At 52.6% G+C, this 24,828-nt stretch carries 5 protein-coding genes; 2 read left to right on the top strand and 3 right to left on the bottom strand.

The genetic code is table 11. The annotated features are described in order from the left end of the window. Positions 1-682: 682 nt before the first annotated feature. Positions 683-1,300 carry a hypothetical protein gene (locus DEV76_RS24030; RefSeq protein WP_232827033.1) on the bottom strand — a complete coding sequence of 206 codons (618 nt, stop codon included), beginning with the start codon at positions 1,298-1,300 and terminating at the stop codon, positions 683-685. 104 nt (positions 1,301-1,404) lie between these two features. Between DEV76_RS24030 and DEV76_RS24035 the strand changes: the two genes are divergently transcribed. Then, positions 1,405-2,295 (top strand): winged helix-turn-helix domain-containing protein, encoded by an 891-nt coding sequence (locus DEV76_RS24035; RefSeq protein ID WP_109700504.1) that lies wholly within the window; start codon positions 1,405-1,407, stop codon positions 2,293-2,295. A 279-nt stretch (positions 2,296-2,574) separates the two neighbouring features. Here the strand turns inward: DEV76_RS24035 and rplT are convergent, their stop codons facing one another. Then, positions 2,575-2,919 carry a 50S ribosomal protein L20 gene (gene rplT / locus DEV76_RS24045; RefSeq protein ID WP_109700506.1) on the bottom strand — a complete coding sequence of 115 codons (345 nt, stop codon included), beginning with the start codon at positions 2,917-2,919 and terminating at the stop codon, positions 2,575-2,577. A gap of 39 nt (positions 2,920-2,958) precedes the next feature. Continuing rightward, complete coding sequence (gene rpmI, locus DEV76_RS24050; RefSeq protein ID WP_109700507.1) at positions 2,959-3,156, bottom strand: 50S ribosomal protein L35; 198 nt, start codon at positions 3,154-3,156, stop codon at positions 2,959-2,961. Positions 3,157-3,611: 455 nt separating this feature from the next. On the opposite strand from rpmI, the gene DEV76_RS24055 reads away from it, so the two are divergent. Beyond that, entirely contained in the window at positions 3,612-24,767 is a 21,156-nt protein-coding gene (locus DEV76_RS24055) for a gliding motility-associated C-terminal domain-containing protein (protein WP_157963082.1), read from the top strand. Positions 24,768-24,828: the final 61 nt, after the last annotated feature.

Below are 24,828 nucleotides of genomic sequence, written 5' to 3' on the forward strand. Positions count from 1 at the left end.
TGTAAAGCGAATTTGATCGCAAGCCAAGTAACTGTAAAGCGAAAACAGTGTTTAACGACAATGCTGTCAAGCCAATCCCGTACTTAACCCCCTAACCCTGTAAAGTTTTTTCAGTGTAAGACATCCTGCCTCTTGACTGCCTTCTTACTACCTCCGGACTGCCTTCGCACTGCCTGTAGAAGCCCTTTACACTAAGGGTAGACTGCCTCTACACTGCCTTACACGGCCTTTACCCCTCTTTTGGTCAGGAGATCTGAATGGGTACCTGACCTGAGTGGCTGCTTTCCTGTTGCAGGTTTATTTTATAGTCTGGATAGTGCGTTAGGAATGCCGGTATTTGCTATTTTAAGGACTATCCAGCCGCTCCGGATCATTACTTCGAGCCTTCTTTCGTTTAAATTGACGCGGTTTTAAATCGCCTTATTTGTGCCATTCTGAGAATATTTCACAACATTTTTGCCGTCTGTATCTCAGCTTGTAAAAGTGATTGCCTGGTATCGAATTTGAAGCTAAAAGTTATCGGTCTATGTAGTTAAAATAGTATCATTATTTGACTGATACACTCGTAATGATGTGAACAAATGCCGGGGGAGATGAATATTGTCCCTCCGGATACATCCGGAGGGACAAATAAGTACCAGGATCAAAGCATACACCTGTGTGTATTTTATTATCTATTTACTTAGCAACCGCCATTGGGAAAAATGCGTTTGTAAATCATTTTTCCCTCTTTTTCAGCATACACGCACGCTACTATTGGATAGGAATACTTGGGCGCGTACGATACAGCATGGCTTTTGATAATTATTTTATCGTCTACTTTCAGGCTTTGTAATTGCTCAAGTTGTGACTTTTCCGGCTGAAATGTTACAATGTAATCTTCGCCATCAATCCTCACCATCATGCCGAAACCTAATCTGGAGCCTGGTGGAAGGGAAAGTGAAGTTATAACAGCCTCCATATTGGTAGAATCGCTTATATGCGGCCTTATTTTTTTAGCGCCGGACAGCACTTTTTGTCCAGCAGGAGACGCTTCCCATTCTTTGAACTTAATACCCTCCGGGGTAGCCTCCCATGCTTTCCGTTCGTCTCCCCACTGAGCAGTGCAGCTTGACTTAGTGATTGGTTTTTTAGGAGTATCATTTTTGATATCGCGCTTAGCGAATACAATTCCGCTTATCACAACAAGCGGTAGGATCAGTGCATAAATTACTTTTTTCATAATCTTTATTGGTTTAATTAACATAAAACTATCTCCTGGTAAATCAGATCCGTTGAAGGCATATCTTTTGTTTTTCATATCCTGGCAGCGTTGATATGGCTAAATTACTTTGATGTGTTTCAACTTGAGGAAGATGGATTGTAAATAAAAGTGTAACCTTTGTAAATAAATCGTAAAAGGGTATGTTACATAGCCGAAATCTGTTTTACGGAAAACGCAAATACCTGTGGGGCATGATATTAACCCTTTGTGTATCTGTAATATGCCTGGCTTTCAATATGATTGATGGTGACAGTTTTGATATCTCCAGGAGGGAAGTTTTGCTCCGGAAGGTAGGAGACGAACTGCTCACACAGTCGGGCGACAGTAAATCAAGGGTGCTCCCGGTAAAGAAGATCGCCGAAAATGAATACCAGATCAGTTTTGAGAAAGAGCTTACATTTCAACCGGACTCACTGGTGAATACTACCCGGCGTTTGTTAGCCAATGACCCCCTGTCAAGTGATTATGTGGTTAATGTGCTGAACTGTAGTAACTCCAGTGTAGTTTATGGATACGCTATATCCAACAATAAAAGAGATGATATTGTAGCTTGTAGAGGAAGAGTGCAGCCGAGGGGGTGTTACCTGGTCAACATTAAGTTTAAGCCGAAAAGCCTTATTACCGTAAAGAAGGGATATCTTCTGGGCGGTCTTTCGTTTTTAGCATTTGTTGGTTTCTTTTTTTTAAGACCGGTTAAACCTCGAAAAGCGGAGCCCGACCATCAAACTACCGGGACTTTTACTTTTGGATCGGTTGTGTTTAATGTCCGGGATCGGCAACTGGTAATAAATGAAAACTCCATAGAACTGACGGGTACGGAAGCGCGTTTACTGCACATTTTCGCTTTGTCGCCTAATCAGGCCATAGAGAGGAGCCGGTTGCAAAAAGAGATATGGGAAGACGAAGGTGTTATTGTAGGGCGCAGCCTGGATGTATTCATTTCAAAACTTAGAAAAAAGCTGGAGCCGGATCCCAACATCAACATTGTTGTTATCCGTGGCAAAGGCTATAAGCTTGAAATTAGCGCTTAAGGAAGAGTTGCCCCGATTCTTTGTTCCTAAGCTGTCTTCTGAGTTTCCCAAATTCTCGGAAATCAATCTCTTTAATCTTCTCCATTGGTATAAGGAAGGCATAAAGGCACCCCTGACTAGCAAATTTGCGGTTGGGGAGAATTTCCTCTTATTGTTATTCCGGGATGCCCGGGTTATCTTCGCGGCCCGGGATATGGAATGGGAGGAAGATGACTGAGTAGGGGCATAAAAAAACCGGTCACAATGTAACCGGTTCAATTATAGCGATTTAGAATCGACTTATTTTACAGAAGCAACGAGGGTCTTGAAAGTCTCGGGTTCGTTCATGGCGAGATCTGCCAGAACTTTACGGTTGAGACCAACATTCTTTTCGGTGAGTCTGTGGATCAGTTGAGAGTAGGTCATACCTTCAGCGCGGGCTGCTGCGTTAATACGTGCAATCCACAGGGTACGGTATTCTCTTTTCTTCAGTTTGCGACCTACATAGCTATAGGTGAGCCCTTTCTCCAGTACGTTCTTGGCTACGGTATATACGTTTTTACGTTTACCATAGAAGCCTTTGGCTTGCTTCAAGATCTTTTTTCTTCTGGCTCTGGACGCAACTGCGTTTACGGAACGAGGCATGTTATGCTTTTTAAAACTTGTTTAACAAAATTGATTGAGTTAGCGAAGTACCAGCATACGCTTTACCAGGTTCAGATTGGCATCTGCTACCAGGCTACTTCCTCTGAGAGAGCGTTTCCTTTTGTTTGACTTTTTGGTCAACAGGTGACTTTTATATGCTTTCGGACGTTTGATCGCTCCGCTGCCGGTCACCGTAAACGTCTTCTTCGCACGGCTATGAGTCTTTACTTTAGGCATCTTACTACGAATTTGGTCTGCAAAGGTAGTTAATTATTTTACAAAAAGCACAAAGCACTCAAAAAAATATAAATATTGCCAACTTGCATAAAAAAAAGTTAACATTTTTTCCACGATAATAAACATTTGAATTTCAACTGACCCATACTCTATTAACCCTCTTTAACTGCAAATTAACGCTCATCGGTAAATTTATATTTTTGGATATCCCCATATTATGATTAATTTTAAATTCAGATTTGTTAAAATTTGTCAATATCGGTATTGACTGATTATATCCGAAAGCCTATGAAATCGATTCTGTACGCCTATGAAAACGAGTACCGGACATGCGGATGCTCATTGTTTCAAACAAATTATCAACCTGTCAAACCGGCCTTCCGGTTCTGACAAACTCCTCTCCCCTGCTCATTAGCCGGGGAAATGGCATTTCATTCACCTAATTGTTTGCGACAATGAAGCGACTTTTACTCTTTCTTATTACATTATTATCTGCCATCTCCATGGCCCAGGCACAAGATGCCTGGGACGTATGGTTAAACCACCCCCAGGAAGTTTGTCTTGGCAGGTACGCGTCCATCCATGCTTTCTTCAGGGATGGCAAGCCGGAATACGGCGGAGATACTGATTACCAGACCCCCGACAGCGTGGTCTGGACAATCACCCCTCCAACCGGCCCCGTCATAACGTACAGAGCCTCGATGGGCAGGCCGGCTCCCATTTTATGGGTTAACCCCACTTCTTCTACCCTCATGGCAGGCCAGACCATTATGCTGGACATGACCATGGTGGGTAAATACTACGTGAAAGCTACCTTATATGATGGTGTACGTAATGGCCGCCCCAGGTACGTCAGGGAGCGGGAAGTGGAAATTGATGTGACAGACTGCTCCATGGCCGTATGCCGCGGCTCTTTTACGCCGACTACCAACTTCATTGAAGATTTTGGCACATTTACCGCAGGAGAACCCCGCCGGGCAGTTACAGGCGCTACCGTAGAGTACCAATGGAACTCTAATCCTTATAATGCAGGCAGCACCGCCAATGGATGGCCTCTTTCGGATGACTGGTATACTATTTATTACAATGCGATCCGCGGCGGCCGTCCCGAATGGGACAACGTAGACGACCATACCAACAACGGTTTGGGTGGTATGATGATCGCGAACTCTTCAAATAATCCTAAAACATTCTATAAAAGAGAGGTAAACGGTCTTTGCCCTGGTGCTAAGTATAACTTCTCCGCCTGGTTCATCAACCTGAACTCACATCAGGTACTCACAAATACCTGCGCCGGGTATGGATCCCGGTATCAATATGCAGGTGTAACCTTTATTGTGAAGAACAAATTGACCGGTGCTGTTATCGGTCAGTTCTATACCGGAGACGTATCTATGGACCTCCGGCGTAATGATGCCGGTAACCAGCGCCTCACCGGCTGGCAACAGTACGGTGGTACCGTTACCCTCCCCCCCGGTGTTACCGATGTTACCGTAGAGATCAAGAACAACAACCCCGGCGGTTGCGGTAACGACATTGCGGTGGATGATATCGAGTTTAAATTCTGCGCCCCTTATATTTATGCATATATCGATGGAACTGCTGACGACCAGCAGGAAGTGTGCCCCGGTGCAACCCTGAACCTCACTTCCAGCATCGACCCTATAGACTATTTCACCGATCCTCAATATTACTGGGAATACCGCGTGGCTGGTACCGGTACCTGGGCTACTATCCCTGCCGGCTCCGGTTATCTTGGGCTGAACACCAATATGCTGACCATCCCGGAAGGGCTGCTCAAAGAAGGAGAACATTGGGAATACCGCCTGATGATCATTGAGCGGGGTAACCTGGCAGCGGGACAGCGACAATGTTACACGCCATCCACCCCTGTAAGACTTGATGTGGCAGACCTGCCGGAGATCACCGTTCCCCGCGACTCCCTTTGCCGTGGAGAAACCATGATCATGACGGCTATCCCTCTTAGCGGAAGCGGCACCACGGGTTACCAGGAGTTCACCTTCATGGGTAATTATATAGAACCCTGGCCCAGTGGCCCACAACCGAAGAACCAGGTATTGATCCGTCCGCAGGTTACTACACAATATATCGTGGAAGGCACCATCTGGCACGGTATGGACCCTAATACCGGCCAGCCGCGTGTCTGCAAACGCAGAGACAGTATCACCATCACGGTGGATGAACCGCCCGTAGTGGATCTCGGCCCTGATTTACTTGCCTGCGCAGGCACACAGGTTACGCTGGATGCCGGCGCAGCCAATGCTGCTTATGGCAAACTCTGGAAACCCAGCTTCCTCACCACTCAAACCATCAACGTTACGGTGCCGAATATTGACGGCGATTCCGTGAAACCATATGTGGAAGTGAAGAACGGACAGTGTACGACTACCGACACTATACGTATCATTGCCGTGAAGCTTCCCAATGCGCTTATACAAAACGTAACTGCTACCTGTACCAATCCCGTAACCACCACATACCGGTTACGTAACACCGGCGGTACTCCGGTTACGAAGAACCCTTACACGGTACTCTGGGAAATCGTTGGCGCGGCTAACGGTGCCAGTCTTACCGTGCCTGCCGGTTTACCGAACGAGCGCGACCTTATTAACATGCCGCCGAACGTTCCCGTGCGTGTCCGCATTACGCTCACCGCCAACGGTGCGCCCTGCGTCGCCACACATGAAAGGGACTTCATCACTTATACCAGACCGGTTGCTACCTTAACTGATAATGAAATCGCGCAATGTAGCCGTCAGTTTACACTGACTGCAGCTCCGTTGACGGACACGTCTACCTACGGAACATGGACGGTGATTTCAGGCTCAGTTACCATCCCTGCAGGTCAGGCCAACAACCCGAATGCGGTTGTGACCGTGAATTCTGCTGCAGGCGTTACCGCTACGGTAAGATGGACGGTGCGTAAGTACAATGGCAACGCGCCTTGTCCTACCGCTCAGGCAGATGTAAGGCTGACGTTCCATAACGGACCGGTAGTTACCATCCCTTCCGCTGTAGACGTATGCCGCCAGACGCCTTTCACGTTCACGCTGCCTTACACGGCAACGAATGCGCCCACGCATTACGATCTTGAAGCGATTGCACCGGCCATGCCTGGATTTGTGAACATAGATAATGGAGTACTGCCTTCAACTACAGGTGGTAACATTACCATTACTTATCCTGCTGCTGCCGCACCGGGTACTTACCGCTTCCGTCTGACAGTGATCAAGCCTGTAGGAACTACCGACAGTTGCGTGGATACGAAAGAATTCGACGTGGTGCTGAATACGCCATCCACAACGCCTACCATTGGTGTTACTGCGGCTTCTATCTGCGTTGGACAATCTTCCACCCTTTCCATTGCCAGCGGCACGCTTGGTTCCAACTCCGAATGGGTATGGTACCGTGGCGACTGCACCAGCGGAACTGCTGTGGAAATTGCGCGGAATGTTACCTCTGTAACCGTATCTCCCACCGCTACCACTACCTATTCAGTACGTGCCATTGGTACTACTGCCTGTGGCAACACCACCTGTGTGACTACTACGGTAACGGTGTACCAGCAACCGGCCAAACCGAATGCGGGACCAGATCAGGAAAAATGTAACGATGAAATGTTCCAGCTGAATGCAACCGCACCCAGTGTGCCTGGCGCAGTTGGTACATGGACGGCTAATCCTGCATCCGTTGTATTCTCTGATATACACAGTCCTACTTCCACTGCAAGAGTGTTTGTAGGTACTACAGCAACTGTTGTATGGACCATCACCAACGGGCCTTGCGCAGTGGTATCGGATACACTGATCATCAGCAACCTGAACGAGATCAATCAGAATATCATCCGTCAGGATCAGACCATATGTATAGGTGAAACACCGGCAGAACTGTATGGCGTTGGCCATCCTTCCAGCGGTGCGGGCACCTTTGTATATCGCTGGCAGTACAGCACAACCAGTGCAACTGCTGGATATACCACTATTCCCGGTACCAATACGGAGAACTATCAGCCGGGCCCTCTTAGTGTAACTACATGGTTCCGCCGTGTGGTAGTTTCCGGTGCTTGTTCGGACACCTCTTCGTCTGTACAGATTACCGTGAATACCAACCCTCCTACGGTGGTTACCACACCTGCTAACATTACAGTAGAATGTAACAAAACACAGAATTACACTACCCTGTTCGGCACGCCTACCTTCCAGCATCCGCTGGGACTGGCGCTGACAGTTACATTCACAGACAACACGGTTACCCAGGCCTGCGGTATGACTATTACCCGTACATGGACGGCGACCGACCGTTGCGGACTGAGTGTAAGCACTTCACAGACCATCACCGTAGTGGATACTACAGATCCGCTGCTGAGCTTCCCCGGCGGCCGTGCTCCTGTAGATACAACAGTGAGCTGCTCGGCTATCCCTGCCGCAGTAACCGCTTCCGGAACTGATAACTGTACTGCAAACGCTTCTGTACGCATTACCGTAAATACCGTTCGCGACGCTACCTTCACCGGTACCTGCGTGAACAACTACCGCCTCATCCGTACCTGGACGGCGCTGGATGATTGTAATAACTCCACTGTTCATACCCAGCTGATTACAGTAGTGGATACTTCCCGCCCTTCATTGGTTTGGGCTGGTAGTGCACCTGCTAACGTAACCGTGAGCTGCGATGCTATCCCGGCTGCAGTGAACCCCACGGCAACAGATAACTGTCTGCCTGCAGGTACTACCATCACTCCAACTTATGCACAGGATACCATCCGTGCGGGTGTACCGGGTGCATGTCAGAATACCTACCAGCTGCGCCGTGTGTGGACCGCTACCGATGTATGTGGTAACAGCATTTCGCATACACAGATCATCACTGTTCAGGATAATACCGTTCCTACCCTTACCTGGACCGGTGCTGCCCCTGCGAACGTATCTGTTCAGTGCTCCGCAATTCCTGCGGCAGCTACAGCAGGTGCAACTGATAACTGTACGCCGGGCAACTTCGTTCGTATTACTTATGTACAGGATACCATCCGCGCAGCGGGTGCCTGCCAGAATAACTATCAGCTCCGCCGTGTGTGGACCGCTACCGACCTTTGCGGTAATGCTGCCACCCACACCCAGATCGTTACGGTAACGGACAATACCATTCCTACGATTACCTGGACCGGTGCTGCTCCTGCGAACGTAACCGTTCAGTGCTCCGCCATCCCTGCAGCTGCTACTGCAACTGCTACTGATAACTGTACACCGGGTAACTACATCCGTATTACTTATGTACAGGATACCATCCGCGCAGCAGGTGCCTGTCAGAATAACTACCAGCTCCGCCGTGTGTGGACTGCCACCGACCTGTGCGGTAATGCAGCCACCTATACCCAGATCGTAACGGTGCAGGATAATACCATTCCTACCATTACCTGGACCGGCGCTGCGCCTGCTAACATAACTGTTCAGTGTTCCGCTATTCCTGCGGCTGCCACTGCATCGGCTACTGATAACTGTACGCCTGGTAACTATATCCGCATCGCTTATGTGCAGGATACCATCCGTGCAGCAGGCGCCTGTCAGAATAATTACCAGCTCCGCCGTGTGTGGACCGCTACCGACCTCTGCGGTAATGCTGCCACCCACACCCAGATCGTTACTGTTCAGGACAATACCATTCCTACGATTACCTGGACCGGTGCGGCTCCTTCCAATGTAACCGTTCAGTGCTCTGCTATTCCAGCAGCTGCCACTGCAACTGCTACTGATAACTGTACGCCGGGTAACTACATTCGTATCACTTACGTACAGGATACCATCCGTGCAGCAGGTGCATGCCAGAACAACTACCAGCTCCGCCGTGTGTGGACTGCCACTGACCTTTGCGGTAATGCAGCTACCCACACCCAGATCGTGACTGTTCAGGACAATACCCGTCCTACCCTCACATGGACCGGTGCTGCGCCTGCAGATGTAGCAGTTGAATGCTCGGCTATTCCTGCTGCTGCTACTGCAACAGCTACCGATAACTGTACGCCCGGCAACTATATTAACATCACTTATGTTCAGGATACACTTCGTGCAAACGGAGCCTGCCAGAACAGCTATCAGCTCCGCCGTGTGTGGACTGCTACCGACCTCTGCGGTAATGCTGCCACCCACACCCAGATAGTGACCATTTCGGACAATACCCGTCCTACCCTTACCTGGACCGGTGCTGCTCCCGGCGCAGTTGCTGTAGAGTGTAATGCTATCCCTGCTGCAGCCACTGCCACAGCAACCGATAACTGTACACCGGGTAACTACATCCGCATTACTTATGTACAGGATACGATCCGTGCAGCGGGTGCTTGTCAGAATAACTACCAACTCCGCCGTGTGTGGACTGCCACTGACCTTTGTGGTAATGCTGCTACCCACACCCAGATAGTAACGGTATCGGATAACACCCTGCCTACGCTTACCTGGACCGGTACTGCTCCTGCAAACGTGGCTGTTGAATGCTCCGCCATTCCTGCTGCCGCTACTGCAACGGCTACCGATAACTGTACGCCTGGTAACTACGTAAGAATCACTTATGTACAGGATACCATCCGTGCAGCAGGTGCTTGTCAGAATAATTACCAGCTCCGCCGTGTGTGGACTGCCACCGACCTGTGCGGTAATGCAGCCACTCACACCCAGATAGTAACGGTATCGGATAATACCCGTCCGACACTTACCTGGACTGGTGCTGCTCCTGCCAACGTGACTGCAGAATGTTCTGCAATCCCTGCAGCTGCAACCGCTACTGCTACCGATAACTGTACTCCGGGTAACTATATCCGTATCACTTATGTACAGGATACTATCCGTGCAGCGGGTGCCTGTCAGAATAACTACCAGCTCCGCCGTGTGTGGACTGCTACCGACCTGTGCGGTAATGCAGCTACGCATACCCAGATCGTGACGGTGACGGATAATACCCGTCCTACCCTCGTTTGGACCGGTGCTGCTCCTGCCAACGTAACCGTTCAGTGCTCTGCCATCCCTGCAGCAGCTACTGCATCGGCTACCGATAACTGTACGCCTGTTGCTTACATCGATATCGATTATGTACAGGATACCATCCGCGCAGCAGGAGCCTGCCAGAACAGCTACCAGCTCCGCCGTGTGTGGACTGCCACTGACCTGTGCGGTAATGCAATCACCCACACCCAGATCGTGACCGTTGTGGACAATACCCGTCCTACCCTCACCTGGACCGGTGCTGCTCCTGCCAACGTAACTGTTGAATGCTCTGCTATCCCTGCAGCAGCTACTGCAGGTGCAACTGATAACTGTACGCCTGTTGCTTACATCGATATCGATTATGTACAGGATACCATCCGTGCAGCGGGTGCATGTCAGAATAACTACCAGCTCCGCCGTGTGTGGACTGCCACTGACCTTTGTGGAAATGCTGTAACACATACGCAGATCGTCACTGTGCAGGATAATACCCGTCCTACCCTGGTATGGACCGGTACTGCTCCCGGTGCTGCCGCTGTAGAGTGCGACGCTATCCCTGCAGCTGTGACAGCTACCGCCACTGATAACTGTACGCCTGGTAACTACATCCGTATCACTTACGTACAGGATACCATCCGTGCAGCGGGTGCATGCCAGAATAGCTACCAGCTCCGCCGTGTGTGGACGGCCACTGACCTTTGCGGTAATGCGGCTACCCATACCCAGATGATTACGGTGACGGATAATACCCGTCCTACCCTCGTTTGGACCGGTGCTGCTCCTGCAAGTGTAGCTGTAGAGTGTAACGCTATCCCTGCAGCTGCTACAGCCACTGCAACTGATAACTGTACGCCTGGTAACTACATCCGTATCACTTACGTACAGGATACCATCCGTGCAGCGGGTGCATGCCAGAACAACTACCAGCTCCGCCGTGTGTGGACAGCTACCGACCTGTGCGGTAATGCTGCTACTCATACACAGATCGTAACCGTGTCTGATAATACAGATCCGATACTTACTTTCCCGAGCGGTCTGCCTGCAGATGTAACCGTTAATTGCGATGCAGTACCTGCTCCTGTAACGGCTTCTGCAACTGACAACTGTACGCCTGCTAACTATGTGACCATCACACTGCGTACCGATACCGTACGTGCAGCCGGTGCATGTATCAGCAACTACCAGCTGGTACGTACCTGGACCGCCCGTGACCTTTGCGGTAACACTGCCACGCATGTACAACGCGTAACCGTTCAGGATAATACCCTGCCCACGCTTACCTGGACTGGTGCGGCCCCTGCAAACGTGGCTGTAGAATGCTCTGCCATTCCTGCTGCCGCTACCGCCGGTGCTACCGATAACTGTTCGCCTGTTGGAAGTATCCGCATCACTTATGTACAGGATACGATCCGCGCAGCAGGTGCTTGTCAGAATGACTACCAGCTCCGCCGAGTATGGACTGCCACCGACCTTTGCGGTAATGCAGCTACTCATACCCAGATCGTAACGGTATCGGATAACACTATTCCTACTCTTACCTGGACCGGTACTGCTCCTGCGAACGTAGCCGTTCAGTGCTCCGCTATTCCTGCGGCTGCTACTGCCGGTGCTACCGATAACTGTACACCTGGTAACTACATCCGTATCACTTATGTACAGGATACCATCCGTGCAGCGGGTGCCTGTCAGAATAACTATCAGCTCCGCCGTGTGTGGACTGCCACTGACCTGTGCGGTAACGCAGCTACGCATACCCAGATCGTGACGGTGACGGACAATACCCGTCCTACTCTCACCTGGACCGGTTCGGCTCCTGCCAACGTAACCGTTCAGTGCTCTGCTATCCCTGCGGCTGCCACTGCATCGGCTACCGATAACTGTACACCTGTTGCTTACATCGATATCGATTATGTACAGGATACCATCCGCGCAGCAGGAGCCTGCCAGAACAGCTACCAGCTCCGCCGTGTGTGGACTGCTACCGACCTCTGTGGTAACGTGGCTACCCATACCCAGATCGTGACCGTTGTGGACAATACCCGTCCTACCCTCACCTGGACCGGTGCTGCTCCTGCAAACGTAACTGTTGAGTGCTCTGCAATCCCTGCAGCAGCTACAGCAGGTGCAACTGATAACTGTACACCTGCTAACTACATCGACATCGATTACCGTCAGGATACAGTACGTGCTGCCGGTAATTGCCAGAATGAATATGAACTGCACCGTGTGTGGACTGCTACCGATCTCTGCGGTAACGTGGCTACCCATACCCAGATCGTAACCGTGCAGGATAATACCCGTCCTACTCTGGTGTGGACCGGTACTGCTCCCGGTGCTGCCGCTGTAGAGTGCGACGCTATCCCTGCAGCTGTGACAGCTACCGCCACTGATAACTGTACGCCTGGTAACTACATCCGTATCACTTACGTACAGGATACCATCCGTGCAGCGGGTGCATGCCAGAATAGCTACCAGCTCCGCCGTGTGTGGACGGCCACTGACCTTTGCGGTAATGCGGCTACCCATACCCAGATGATTACGGTGACGGATAATACCCGTCCTACCCTCGTTTGGACCGGTGCTGCTCCTGCAAGTGTAGCTGTAGAGTGTAACGCTATCCCTGCAGCTGCTACAGCCACTGCAACTGATAACTGTACGCCTGGTAACTACATCCGTATCACTTACGTACAGGATACCATCCGTGCAGCGGGTGCATGCCAGAACAACTACCAGCTCCGCCGTGTGTGGACAGCTACCGACCTGTGCGGTAATGCTGCTACTCATACACAGATCGTAACCGTGTCTGATAATACAGATCCGATACTTACTTTCCCGAGCGGTCTGCCTGCAGATGTAACCGTTAATTGCGATGCAGTACCTGCTCCTGTAACGGCTTCTGCAACTGACAACTGTACGCCTGCTAACTATGTGACCATCACACTGCGTACCGATACCGTACGTGCAGCCGGTGCATGTATCAGCAACTACCAGCTGGTACGTACCTGGACCGCCCGTGACCTTTGCGGTAACACTGCCACGCATGTACAACGCGTAACCGTTCAGGATAATACCCTGCCCACGCTTACCTGGACTGGTGCGGCCCCTGCAAACGTGGCTGTAGAATGCTCTGCCATTCCTGCTGCCGCTACCGCCGGTGCTACCGATAACTGTTCGCCTGTTGGAAGTATCCGCATCACTTATGTACAGGATACGATCCGCGCAGCAGGTGCTTGTCAGAATGACTACCAGCTCCGCCGAGTATGGACTGCCACCGACCTTTGCGGTAATGCAGCTACTCATACCCAGATCGTAACGGTATCGGATAACACTATTCCTACTCTTACCTGGACCGGTACTGCTCCTGCGAACGTAGCCGTTCAGTGCTCCGCTATTCCTGCAGCAGCAACCGCTACTGCTACCGATAACTGTACACCGGGTAACTATATCCGCATTGCTTATGTACAGGATACCATCCGTGCAGCGGGTGCATGTCAGAATAACTACCAGCTCCGCCGTGTGTGGACTGCTACCGACCTTTGCGGTAATGCAGCCACTCATACCCAGATCGTTACCGTGACGGACAATACCCGTCCTACTCTCACCTGGACCGGTGCTGCTCCTGCCAATGTAACCGTAGAATGTTCCGCGATCCCTGCAGCTGCTACAGCATCGGCTACCGATAACTGTACGCCTGTTGCCTACATAGATATCGATTATGTACAGGATACCATCCGCGCAGCGGGTGCATGCCAGAACAACTACCAGCTCCGCCGTGTGTGGACTGCTACCGACCTCTGCGGTAACGCTGCTACCCACACCCAGATCGTAACAGTACAGGACGTAACCCGTCCCACACTGACCTGGACCGGCGCTGCACCTGCCAACGTAACAGTAGAATGCTCCGCTATTCCTGCGGCTGCTACTGCAGGTGCAACCGATAACTGTACGCCGGTTAATTACATCCGCATCACTTATGTACAGGATACGATCCGTGCAGCAGGTGCCTGCCAGAATAACTACCAGCTCCGCCGTGTATGGACAGCCACTGACCTTTGCGGTAATGCAGCCACCCACACCCAGATCGTAACTGTTCAGGACGTAACTCGTCCCACGCTTACCTGGACCGGTGCTGCTCCTGCTAATGTAACTGTTCAGTGCGATGCCATCCCTGCAGCTGTTACTGCTTCTGCAACCGACAACTGTACGCCGGTTAACTACATCCGCATCACTTATGTACAGGATACCATCCGTGCAGCAGGTGCATGTCAGAATAACTACCAGCTCCGCCGTGTATGGACCGCTACCGACCTGTGCGGTAACGCTTCTACACATACTCAGATCGTGACGGTTCAGGACAATACTCGTCCGACGCTCACCTGGACCGGTGCAGCTCCTGCAAACGTTGCAGTAGAATGTAACGCTATCCCTGCTGCCGTTACTGCAGGTGCAACTGATAACTGTACGCCGGTTAACTACATCCGTATCACTTACGTTCAGGATACCATCCGTGCAGCAGGTGCCTGCCAGAACAACTACCAGCTCCGTCGTGTATGGACTGCTACCGACCTTTGCGGTAATGCAGCCACCCACACCCAGATCGTAACCGTGTCTGATAATACAAATCCGATACTTACCTTCCCGAGCGGTCTGCCTGCAGATGTAACCGTTAATTGTGATGCAGTACCTGCTCCTGTAACGGCTTCTGCAACTGACAACTGTACGCCTGCCAATTATGTGGCCATCACACTGCGTACCGATACTGTACGTGCAGCCGGTGCATGTATCAGCAACTACCAGCTGGTACGTACCTGGACCGCCCGTGACCTGTGCGGTAACACTGCCACGCACGTACAGCGTGTAACTGTTCAGGACACTACCCGTCCCACCCTTGTTTGGACCGGTGCGGCTCCTGCCAACGTAGCAGTTGAATGTTCCGCTATTCCTGCTGCGGCTACTGCAAGGGCAACCGACAACTGTTCGCCTGCCGCAACTATCCGCATCACCTATGTACAGGATACCATCCGTGCAGCGGGTGCATGTCAGAACAACTACCAGCTCCGTCGTGTGTGGACTGCTACTGACCTGTGCGGTAATGCAGCTACTCATACACAGATCGTAACAGTATCAGACAATACCCGTCCTACCCTTACCTGGACTGGTGCTGCTCCTGCAAACGTGACTGCAGAATGTTCTGCAATCCCTGCAGCTGCAACCGCTTCTGCTACCGATAACTGTACACCTGGTAACTACATCCGTATCACTTATGTACAGGATACCATCCGTGCAGCGGGTGCATGCCAGAATAACTACCAGCTCCGCCGTGTGTGGACTGCTACCGACCTTTGCGGTAATGCTTCTACCCACACCCAGATCGTGACGGTGACGGATAATACCCGTCCTACTCTCACCTGGACCGGTTCGGCTCCTGCCAACGTAACCGTAGAATGTTCCGCTATCCCTGCAGCTGCTACGGCAGGTGCAACTGATAACTGTACGCCGGTTAACTACATCCGCATCACTTATGTACAGGATACCATCCGTGCAGCAGGCGCATGTCAGAACAACTACCAGCTTCGCCGTGTGTGGACCGCTACCGACCTGTGCGGTAATGCTTCTACCCATACCCAGATCGTAACCGTGAGAGACGTAACCCGTCCCACACTGACCTGGACCGGTGCTGCTCCAGCCAACGTTACAGTAGAATGCTCTGCTATTCCTGCAGCGGCTACAGCTTCTGCAACTGATAACTGTACGCCGGTTAACTACATCCGCATCACTTACGTACAGGATACCATCCGTGCAGCCGGTGCTTGTCAGAACAACTACCAGCTCCGCCGTGTGTGGACCGCTACCGACCTGTGCGGTAATGCTTCTACCCACACCCAGATCGTGACCGTGAGAGACGTAACCCGTCCCACACTGACCTGGACCGGTGCTGCTCCTGCTAACGTAACCGTGCAGTGCGATGCCATCCCTGCAGCAGTAACTGCTGCTGCAACTGACAATTGTACGCCGGTTAACTACATCCGCATCACGTATGTACAGGATACCATCCGTGCAGCAGGTGCATGCCAGAATAACTACCAGCTCCGCCGTGTGTGGACGGCTACCGACCTGTGCGGTAATGCAGCCACTCATACCCAGATCGTGACCGTACAGGATAATACCCGTCCGACACTCACCTGGACCGGTGCTGCTCCTGCCAACGTAACGGTAGAATGCTCTGCAATCCCTGCGGCAGCTACTGCAGGTGCAACTGATAACTGTACGCCGGTTAACTACATCCGCATCACGTATGTACAGGATACTATCCGTGCAGCAGGTGCATGCCAGAATAACTACCAGCTCCGCCGTGTATGGACTGCTACCGACCTGTGCGGTAATGCAGCCACCCATACCCAGATCGTTACCGTTCAGGACACACAACGTCCCACGTTTAACTGGACTGGTGCGGCTCCTGCAGACATCACGGTGAATTGCGACGCAGTTCCCGCGCCTGTAAATGCTTCTGCTACGGATAACTGTACGCCTCTTAATTATTTAACCATTACACTGCGTACCGACACTATCCGTGCAGCCGGTGCATGTATCAGCAATTACCAGCTGGTACGTACCTGGACCGCCCGTGACCTCTGCGGCAACGCAGCTACTCACGTTCAGCGTGTAACAGTACAGGATACTACCCGCCCCACTCTTACCTGGACCGGTGCGGCTCCTGCTAACGTTACAGTAGAATGTTCCGCTATTCCTGCTGCGGCTACTGCAAGGGCAACCGACAACTGTTCGCCTGCCGCAACTATCCGCATCACCTATGTACAGGATACCATCCGTGCAGCGGGTGCATGTCAGAACAACTACCAGCTCCGTCGTGTGTGGACGGCTACTGACCTCTGTGGTAATGCATCTTCGCATACCCAGATCGTAACTGTACAGGACGTTACCCGTCCTACTCTCAACTGGACCGGTGCTGCTCCTGCTAACGTAACCGTAGAATGTTCCGCTATCCCTGCAGCAGCGATTGCTTCTGCAACCGATAACTGTACACCAGTTAACTACATCCGCATCACTTATGTACAGGATACGATCCGTGCAGCCGGTGCCTGTCAGAATAACTACCAGCTCCGCCGTGTGTGGACTGCTACCGACCTGTGCGGTAACGCTTCTACCCACACCCAGATCGTGACTGTTCAGGACAATACCCGTCCTACCCTCACCTGGACCGGTACTGCTCCTGCTAACGTAACTGTTGAATGCTCCGCTATTCCTGCGGCTGCTACTGCAGGTGCAACTGATAACTGTACGCCTGCTAACTACATCCGCATGGCTTATGTACAGGATACGATCCGTGCAGCCGGTGCATGCCAGAACAACTATCAGCTCCGCCGTGTATGGACCGCTACTGACCTTTGCGGTAACGTAGCCACCCACACCCAGATCGTGACTGTTCAGGACGTAACCCGTCCTACCCTCACCTGGACCGGTGCTGCTCCTGCCAACGTAACTGTTCAGTGCGACGCCATCCCTGCAGCAGTAACAGCTTCTGCAACCGATAACTGTACACCGGTTAACTACATCCGCATCACTTATGTACAGGATACCATCCGTGCAGCCGGCGCTTGTCAGAACAATTACCAGCTCCGCCGTGTATGGACTGCCACTGACCTTTGCGGTAATGCAGCCACCCACACCCAGATCGTAACTGTTCAGGACAATACCCGTCCTACACTTACCTGGACCGGTGCTGCTCCTGCAAACGTAACAGTAGAATGCTCCGCAATTCCTGCAGCAGCTACTGCAGGTGCAACCGATAACTGTACACCGGTTAACTACATCAGCATCACTTATGTTCAGGATACCATCCGTGCAGCGGGTGCCTGCCAGAATAACTACCAGCTCCGCCGTGTATGGACTGCCACTGACCTTTGCGGTAATGCAGCCACCCACACCCAGATCGTGACCGTTCAGGACGTAACCCGTCCCACGCTGACCTGGACCGGTGCGGCTCCTGTAAACGTAACCGCAGATTGCGACGCTATCCCTGCAGCAGTTACGGCAGGTGCAACTGATAACTGTACGCCGGTTAACTACATCCGCATCGCTTATGTACAGGATACGATCCGTGCAGCCGGTGCATGCCAGAACAACTACCAGCTCCGCCGTGTGTGGACTGCCACCGACCTGTGCGGTAACGCAGCAACGCATACGCAACTGGTGACCGTTCAGGATACCACCAACCCTGCGCTCGTATTCCCCGGTGCACGCCCTGCGAATGCTACTGTGAACTGCGACGCCATCCCTGCAGCGGTAACTGCTACTGCAACGGATAATTGCACGCCGGGTAACGCCGTACGCATCGTGTACGTTCAGGATACGCTCCGCACAGCCGGTAACTGCATCAGCAACTACCAACTGCGCCGTACCTGGACCGCTACCGACCTCTGCGGTAACATCGACAGGCATATCCAGATCCTCACCGTTCAGGATACTACCAAGCCTGCCCTCGCATTCCCCGGCACGCGCCCTGCCAACGCAACCGTTAACTGCGACGCTATCCCTGCAGCGGTAACCGCTACTGCTACGGATAATTGCACACCGGGTAACGCCGTTCGCATCGTGTACGTTCAGGATACACTCCGCACAGCAGGCAACTGCATCAGCAACTACCAGCTGCGCCGTACCTGGACCGCCACCGACCTTTGTGGAAACTTCGACAGTCATATCCAGATCCTTACCGTTCAGGATACTACTAACCCTGTCCTGGTGTTCACCGGTGCCCGTCCTGCCAGCATCACTGTAAACTGCGATGCGATCCCTGCCGCCGCCACTGCCACCGCTACAGACAACTGTACGCCCGGCAACCTGGTAACGGTAAGGCTCACTACCGATACGCTCCGCACAGCAGGTAACTGCATCAGCAACTACCAGCTGCGCCGTACCTGGACCGCCACCGACCTCTGCGGTAACTTCAGCACCCACGTGCAGCTGGTTACTGTACAGGATACTACCAAACCTGTGCTGGTATTCCCCGGCACCCGTCCTGCCAACGTAACCGTTAACTGCGACGCTATCCCTGCGGCAGTAACTGCTACGGCAACAGACAACTGTACACCTGGTAACCTCGTAACCGTGGCATATACACAGGATACAGTACGCGCCGCCGGCAACTGTGTAAACAATTATGAACTGCGCCGTACCTGGACCGCTACCGACCTCTGTGGTAACGCCAGCAGCCACGTTCAGATCGTGATGGTACAGGATACCACCAAGCCTGCCATGGTATGGCCAGGTGCCTGTCCTGCCAATACCACGGTTAATTGCGATGCCGTACCGGCCGCTATCATGCCAACGGCTACAGACAACTGTACACCGGGTAACATGGTGACCGTGGCCCTGAGAACGGATACCCTCCGTGCAGCAGGCGCCTGCATCAGCAATTACCAGCTGCGCCGTACCTGGACCGCTACTGACCTCTGCGGTAACTTCAGCACCCACGTGCAGTTAGTTACTGTACAGGATACCACTAAACCAGTGTTCACGTTCCCGAACGGCCGTCCTGCCGACGCTACCGTAAGCTGCGATGCTATCCCTGCGGTACCGGTTGTGAATGCCACGGATAACTGCAGCCCTGTTAACGGGGTAACGGTTACCCTGCGGACGGATACCCTCCGTACCCCGGGAGCCTGCGCCAACAGCTACCGCCTCCGCCGTACCTGGACCGCTACAGACCTTTGCGGTAATACCGACACCTTTGTTCAGACACTGACCGTGGAAGACAGAACCGCGCCGGTATTCACCATGCCAACACCTGCAGATACCACGGTGAACTGCGATGAGATCCCTGCACAGCCAGATCTTACCGCCATCGATAATTGCAGCCCTGTGGGTAAAGTGACTATTCTGAAGAACGAGAACCGCAATGCCATCCCCGGCGCCTGCGCGAACAACTACCTGTTGATCCGCACCTGGACCGCCATCGATGAATGCAGAAACGCGGTAACTGTAACACAGACGATCACTGTAGTAGATACCAAAGCCCCTGTGTTTACCAGCGCAACACCAGCAGACACAACTGTGAACTGCGATATGGTGCCCGCCGCTCCGAACATGACGGCTACTGATAATTGCAGCACCGGCAACAACGTAACGGTTCGATACAACGAAACCCGCCGCGACATTCCGGGTGCATGCATCAACAACTACCAGCTCATCCGTACCTGGACCGCCACCGACGAATGCGGTAACTTCAATACCGTGTCTCAGACTATCACGGTTCAGGATACTACGGCTCCTGTGTTCACCACCCCTGCTCCTGCCAACGTAACGGTAGAATGCGACAAGGTGCCTGCACAGCCTGATCTGGCCGCTACTGATAACTGCGCAGGTAACGTGACCTTCACGAAAGCCCAGCAGCGTATCGACAGCACCTGCGCCAATACCTACCGCCTGATCCGTACCTGGACGGCAACGGATGTGTGCGGCAACGCCACTACCCTTACGCAGACCATCATCGTGGCTGACCGTACGAAACCGGTGTTCACCTCACCGATCCCGGCAGACACAACGGTGAATTGCGACGCCATCCCGGCACGCCCCGTGATCAACGCTACCGACAATTGCGCAGGCAGCATTAATGTAGTATTTGAAGAAGAGCATATCGATATCCCCGGTGCATGCGCCAGCAACTATAAGTTGCTCCGTACCTGGACGGCTAACGACGGATGCGGCAATATCTCCAAAGTGATCCAGGTGATTACCGTGAGAGACACTACCCGCCCCACGTTCACCATGCCAGTACCGGCCGATACCACAGTGAACTGTGATGCCATCCCTGTTCAGCCCGACCTTACCGCAGCTGATAACTGCTCCGCAGCCAGCGAGGTAACGGTTGTGAAGAACGAAACACGTGAGAACATTGCAGGAGCCTGCGCTAACAATTACCGCCTCATCCGCACCTGGACGGCAACCGACGCATGCGGCAACGCACGTACCGTACGCCAGGTGGTAACGGTTCAGGACACTACCAGACCAGTATTCGTACTGCCTGTGCCGGTAGATACCACGGTTAACTGTAACGCAGTGCCCACACAGCCTGATATCAATGCCAACGACAACTGTTCCGCACAGAACCGCGTAACGATCGTGAAGAACGAACGCCGCGAGAACATCGCCGGAGCATGTGTAAACAACTACCGCCTCATCCGCACCTGGACTGCTACCGACGAATGTGGCAACAGCGCCGTACTCACGCAGGTTGTGACCGTCCAGGATACGACAAGGCCTAACTTCACCATGCCTATCCCGATGGATGCCACAGTTAATTGTGATGCCATCCCGACGCAGCCTGACCTCAACGTAACCGATAACTGTACCGCTACCAATGCGATCAGGGTTGTGAAGAGCGAACGCCGTGAAGACATCGCCGGAGCATGCGCGAACAATTACCGCCTCATCCGTACCTGGACCGCTACAGACGAATGCGGTAACATCCGCACCGTAACGCAGACACTGACCGTACAGGATACTACAAGGCCCACCTTCGTAGGCTCCACTCCTGCTGACGCCACTGTAGAGTGCAGCGCCATCCCGGTTCAGCCGAACATCCAGGTGACTGATAACTGCTCTGCCAGCAATAACATCACCGTTGTGAAGAGCGAACGTCGTGAAGACATACCTGGCGCCTGTGTGAACAATTACCGCCTCATACGTACCTGGACTGCCACCGACGAGTGCGGCAACAGCAGCAGCGTGCAGCAGGTACTGACGGTAACCGACACCACCGCACCGGTATTCACTACTACCACTCCGGCAGACGCAACAGCAGAGTGCAGCGCCATCCCGGCACAGCCTGATCTGATTGCCCGCGACAACTGCTCCGGTAATAATGTGACTGTTGTGAAAGCAGAACGCCGTGAAGACATCGCCGGTGCATGCGCGAACAACTACCGCCTCATCCGTACCTGGACCGCTACCGACGAATGCGGTAACAGCAAAACGGTAACTCAGGTACTGACTATCACCGACAATACTAAACCAGTATTCAACCTGCCGGTACCGGCCAATGCAACAGTAGAATGTAGCGCCATCCCCGTACAACCGGACCTGACCGCTACTGACAACTGCTCACCTGCCGCTGGTATCACCATTGTGAAATACGAACGCCGCGAAGACATACCGGGTGCATGCGTAAACAACTACCGCCTCATCCGCACCTGGACCGCTACCGACGAATGTGGTAATGCCACCACGGTAACGCAGACGTTAACAGTACAGGACACCACTGCGCCTGTATTCACGACACTGCCGCCGACCAACATCACCCTGTCGTGCAGCGAACTGCCTGCAGCGCCTGTAATGACCGCCACCGATAATTGCTCCGGTAATAATGTGGTTGTGACTTACAAATTCGTGAAACAACCGATGTCAGGCATCTGCGCATACAACTACCGCTTAACACGCACATGGACGGCTACCGACGAATGCGGTAACACCGCCACCGCCACGCAGGTGATCACGGTGATGGATACTACCAAGCCGACATTCTCTATGGCTGCTCCTGCAGATACAACGGTAATGTGCGACAACCTGCCTGCACCGGTAAGCATCTCTGCAACCGACAACTGTACGCCTCACGGTGGTGTAACGATCCGTTACAGATCTATCCGTGAAACCGTACCGGGTGCATGCAACTACCGTGTGATCAATATCTGGACCGCTATCGACGCATGTGGCAACGCTGCTGAGATGCGCCAGGTAGTAACGGTGATCGATACCGTGAAACCGGTAATCGCCGCACCGCCTGCAGATATCACCCTTACCTGCGGACAGCCGATACCGACCGGACAGATTTCACTGACGGCTACGGATAACTGCTCTGCAGACTTCCCGAAACAGGTACAGTATACCATTGATCCTTACACGCCTGACCTGTGCAACGGTTATACCATCATCAGAAGATGGCGCGTAGCGGATGGATGTGGTAACCAGGCCGACGACGTGATCCAGCGGATCATTGTACAGCCCTGCCCGCAGCCTGAACTGGAAGCGGAAGTGTTCACCAACTGCTCTACAAATCCGTTCATCACCCTGAAAACGAAGGGCGACGTTCAAAGGCCGGTATACACCCTGGTAGGCGTAACACCTGCCAACGCGGTAAGCACGCCGATGAGCTCTTCTAACCCGCGCTTCAACGTGAATGGTGCCACTACAGCCTCCTTCACAGTGCGCGACGGTGTAACGGGTTGTGTATCCGATACTGTGACCTACACCATCAACTACCTCCAGATGCCGGTTGTAAACCTCGGCAGCGATACCAGCCTCTGCGGTGGCAACGGTATGGTTCTGGATGCGGGTCCGGCTAACTTCGGATACCAGATCAGATGGTCTACCGGCGAAACCACCCAGCGTATCCGCATCACCCGTGCAGGTACTTATAAAGTGACCGTATCGAACGGTATGTGTGAAGCTGCAGATTCGATTGAAGTAGGCGTTATCCCGATGCCGCTCATCGATCTGAAGGATACCACCATCTGCCGTGGCCAGAGCGTGAAACTGGATGCAACTGTGGAAGGCAATGCCACTTACCTCTGGAGCACAGGTGCTACCTCGCCGGTGATCACGGTAAGCACACAGGAACGTTTCTGGGTACGTGTAACCAAACTGGGATGTATCACGATCGATACCGTAAATGTAACGGTGAACCCGCCGCCGGATGTGACCCTCAGCAGAGACACCTCCATCTGCCCCGGCCAAACCGTTATGCTGACTGTAAATACTAACGCAGGCCGCATCCAGTGGGCTACCGGCGAAACCGGCAACTCCATTGTAGTGAGCAGGGCCGGTAACTACCAGGTAGCAGTGTACAGAGATAATTGCGTGGTGAAGGAAGCTGTTAGAGTGACCGAGCGCCCCGACATTAAACTGGAACTGGGCCCCGACCGCTTCATGTGCCCCGGCAGCAGCATCCTGATTGATGCACGCCATGCAGATGTGAACGTATACCGCTGGAACGATGGAGACCTGAACCCGGTTAAAACCATCACCCAACCAGGCACATACGTACTCGGCGTACTCGACAGGTTCTGCGACAGGTATAAGACAGACAGTATCAAGGTAACCATTTCCGGTCCGCCGACTGTGAACCTGGGTAACGATACCATCCTCTGTAAAGGCCGCCGTCACATTCTGAAATCCAATGCTGTAAACGCCAGCCGCTACCTCTGGAGCACCGGCGCAACTACCGCAGGCATTGAAGTGACACAGCCTGGTACTTACACCGTAACCGCCTTCAACGATTGCGGAAGTACTACAGACGAGATCACCATTGATGTGAAGGAATGCGACAGCAAACCGGAAGTACCCAACGCCTTCTCGCCCAACGGCGACGGTAAGAACGATGTGTTCCGCCCCGTAGTGAGAGGACCGATGTACGATTACGAACTGCGCATCTTTAACCGCTGGGGTGAAATGGTCTTCATCAGCAAAGACCAGTACCAGGGATGGGATGGTACCTATAAAGGACGCCCTGTGGATGTTGGCACCTTCGTATGGTGGCTCACTTACAAGAAAGCTACCTTCGGCCCGGCCTTCATCATCAAGGGAGATGTGACCGTAATACGTTAAATTTTGACAGGAATTATAAGAAGAGAAAAGGCCGTCCATTTGGGCGGCCTTCTTCTTTTGT

It is taken from the genome of Chitinophaga deserti (genome assembly GCF_003149455.1).
In the GTDB taxonomy this organism is placed as follows: domain Bacteria; phylum Bacteroidota; class Bacteroidia; order Chitinophagales; family Chitinophagaceae; genus Chitinophaga; species Chitinophaga deserti.

Coding starts and splice junctions, on each gene's coding strand:
- rplT (WP_109700506.1), bottom strand. CDS start 2,919: ATGCCTCGTTCCGTAAACGCAGTTGCGTCCAGAGCCAGAAGAAAAAAG.
- rpmI (WP_109700507.1), bottom strand. CDS start 3,156: ATGCCTAAAGTAAAGACTCATAGCCGTGCGAAGAAGACGTTTACGGTG.
- DEV76_RS24035 (WP_109700504.1), top strand. CDS start 1,405: ATGTTACATAGCCGAAATCTGTTTTACGGAAAACGCAAATACCTGTGG.
- DEV76_RS24030 (WP_232827033.1), bottom strand. CDS start 1,300: ATGAAAAACAAAAGATATGCCTTCAACGGATCTGATTTACCAGGAGAT.
- DEV76_RS24055 (WP_157963082.1), top strand. CDS start 3,612: ATGAAGCGACTTTTACTCTTTCTTATTACATTATTATCTGCCATCTCC.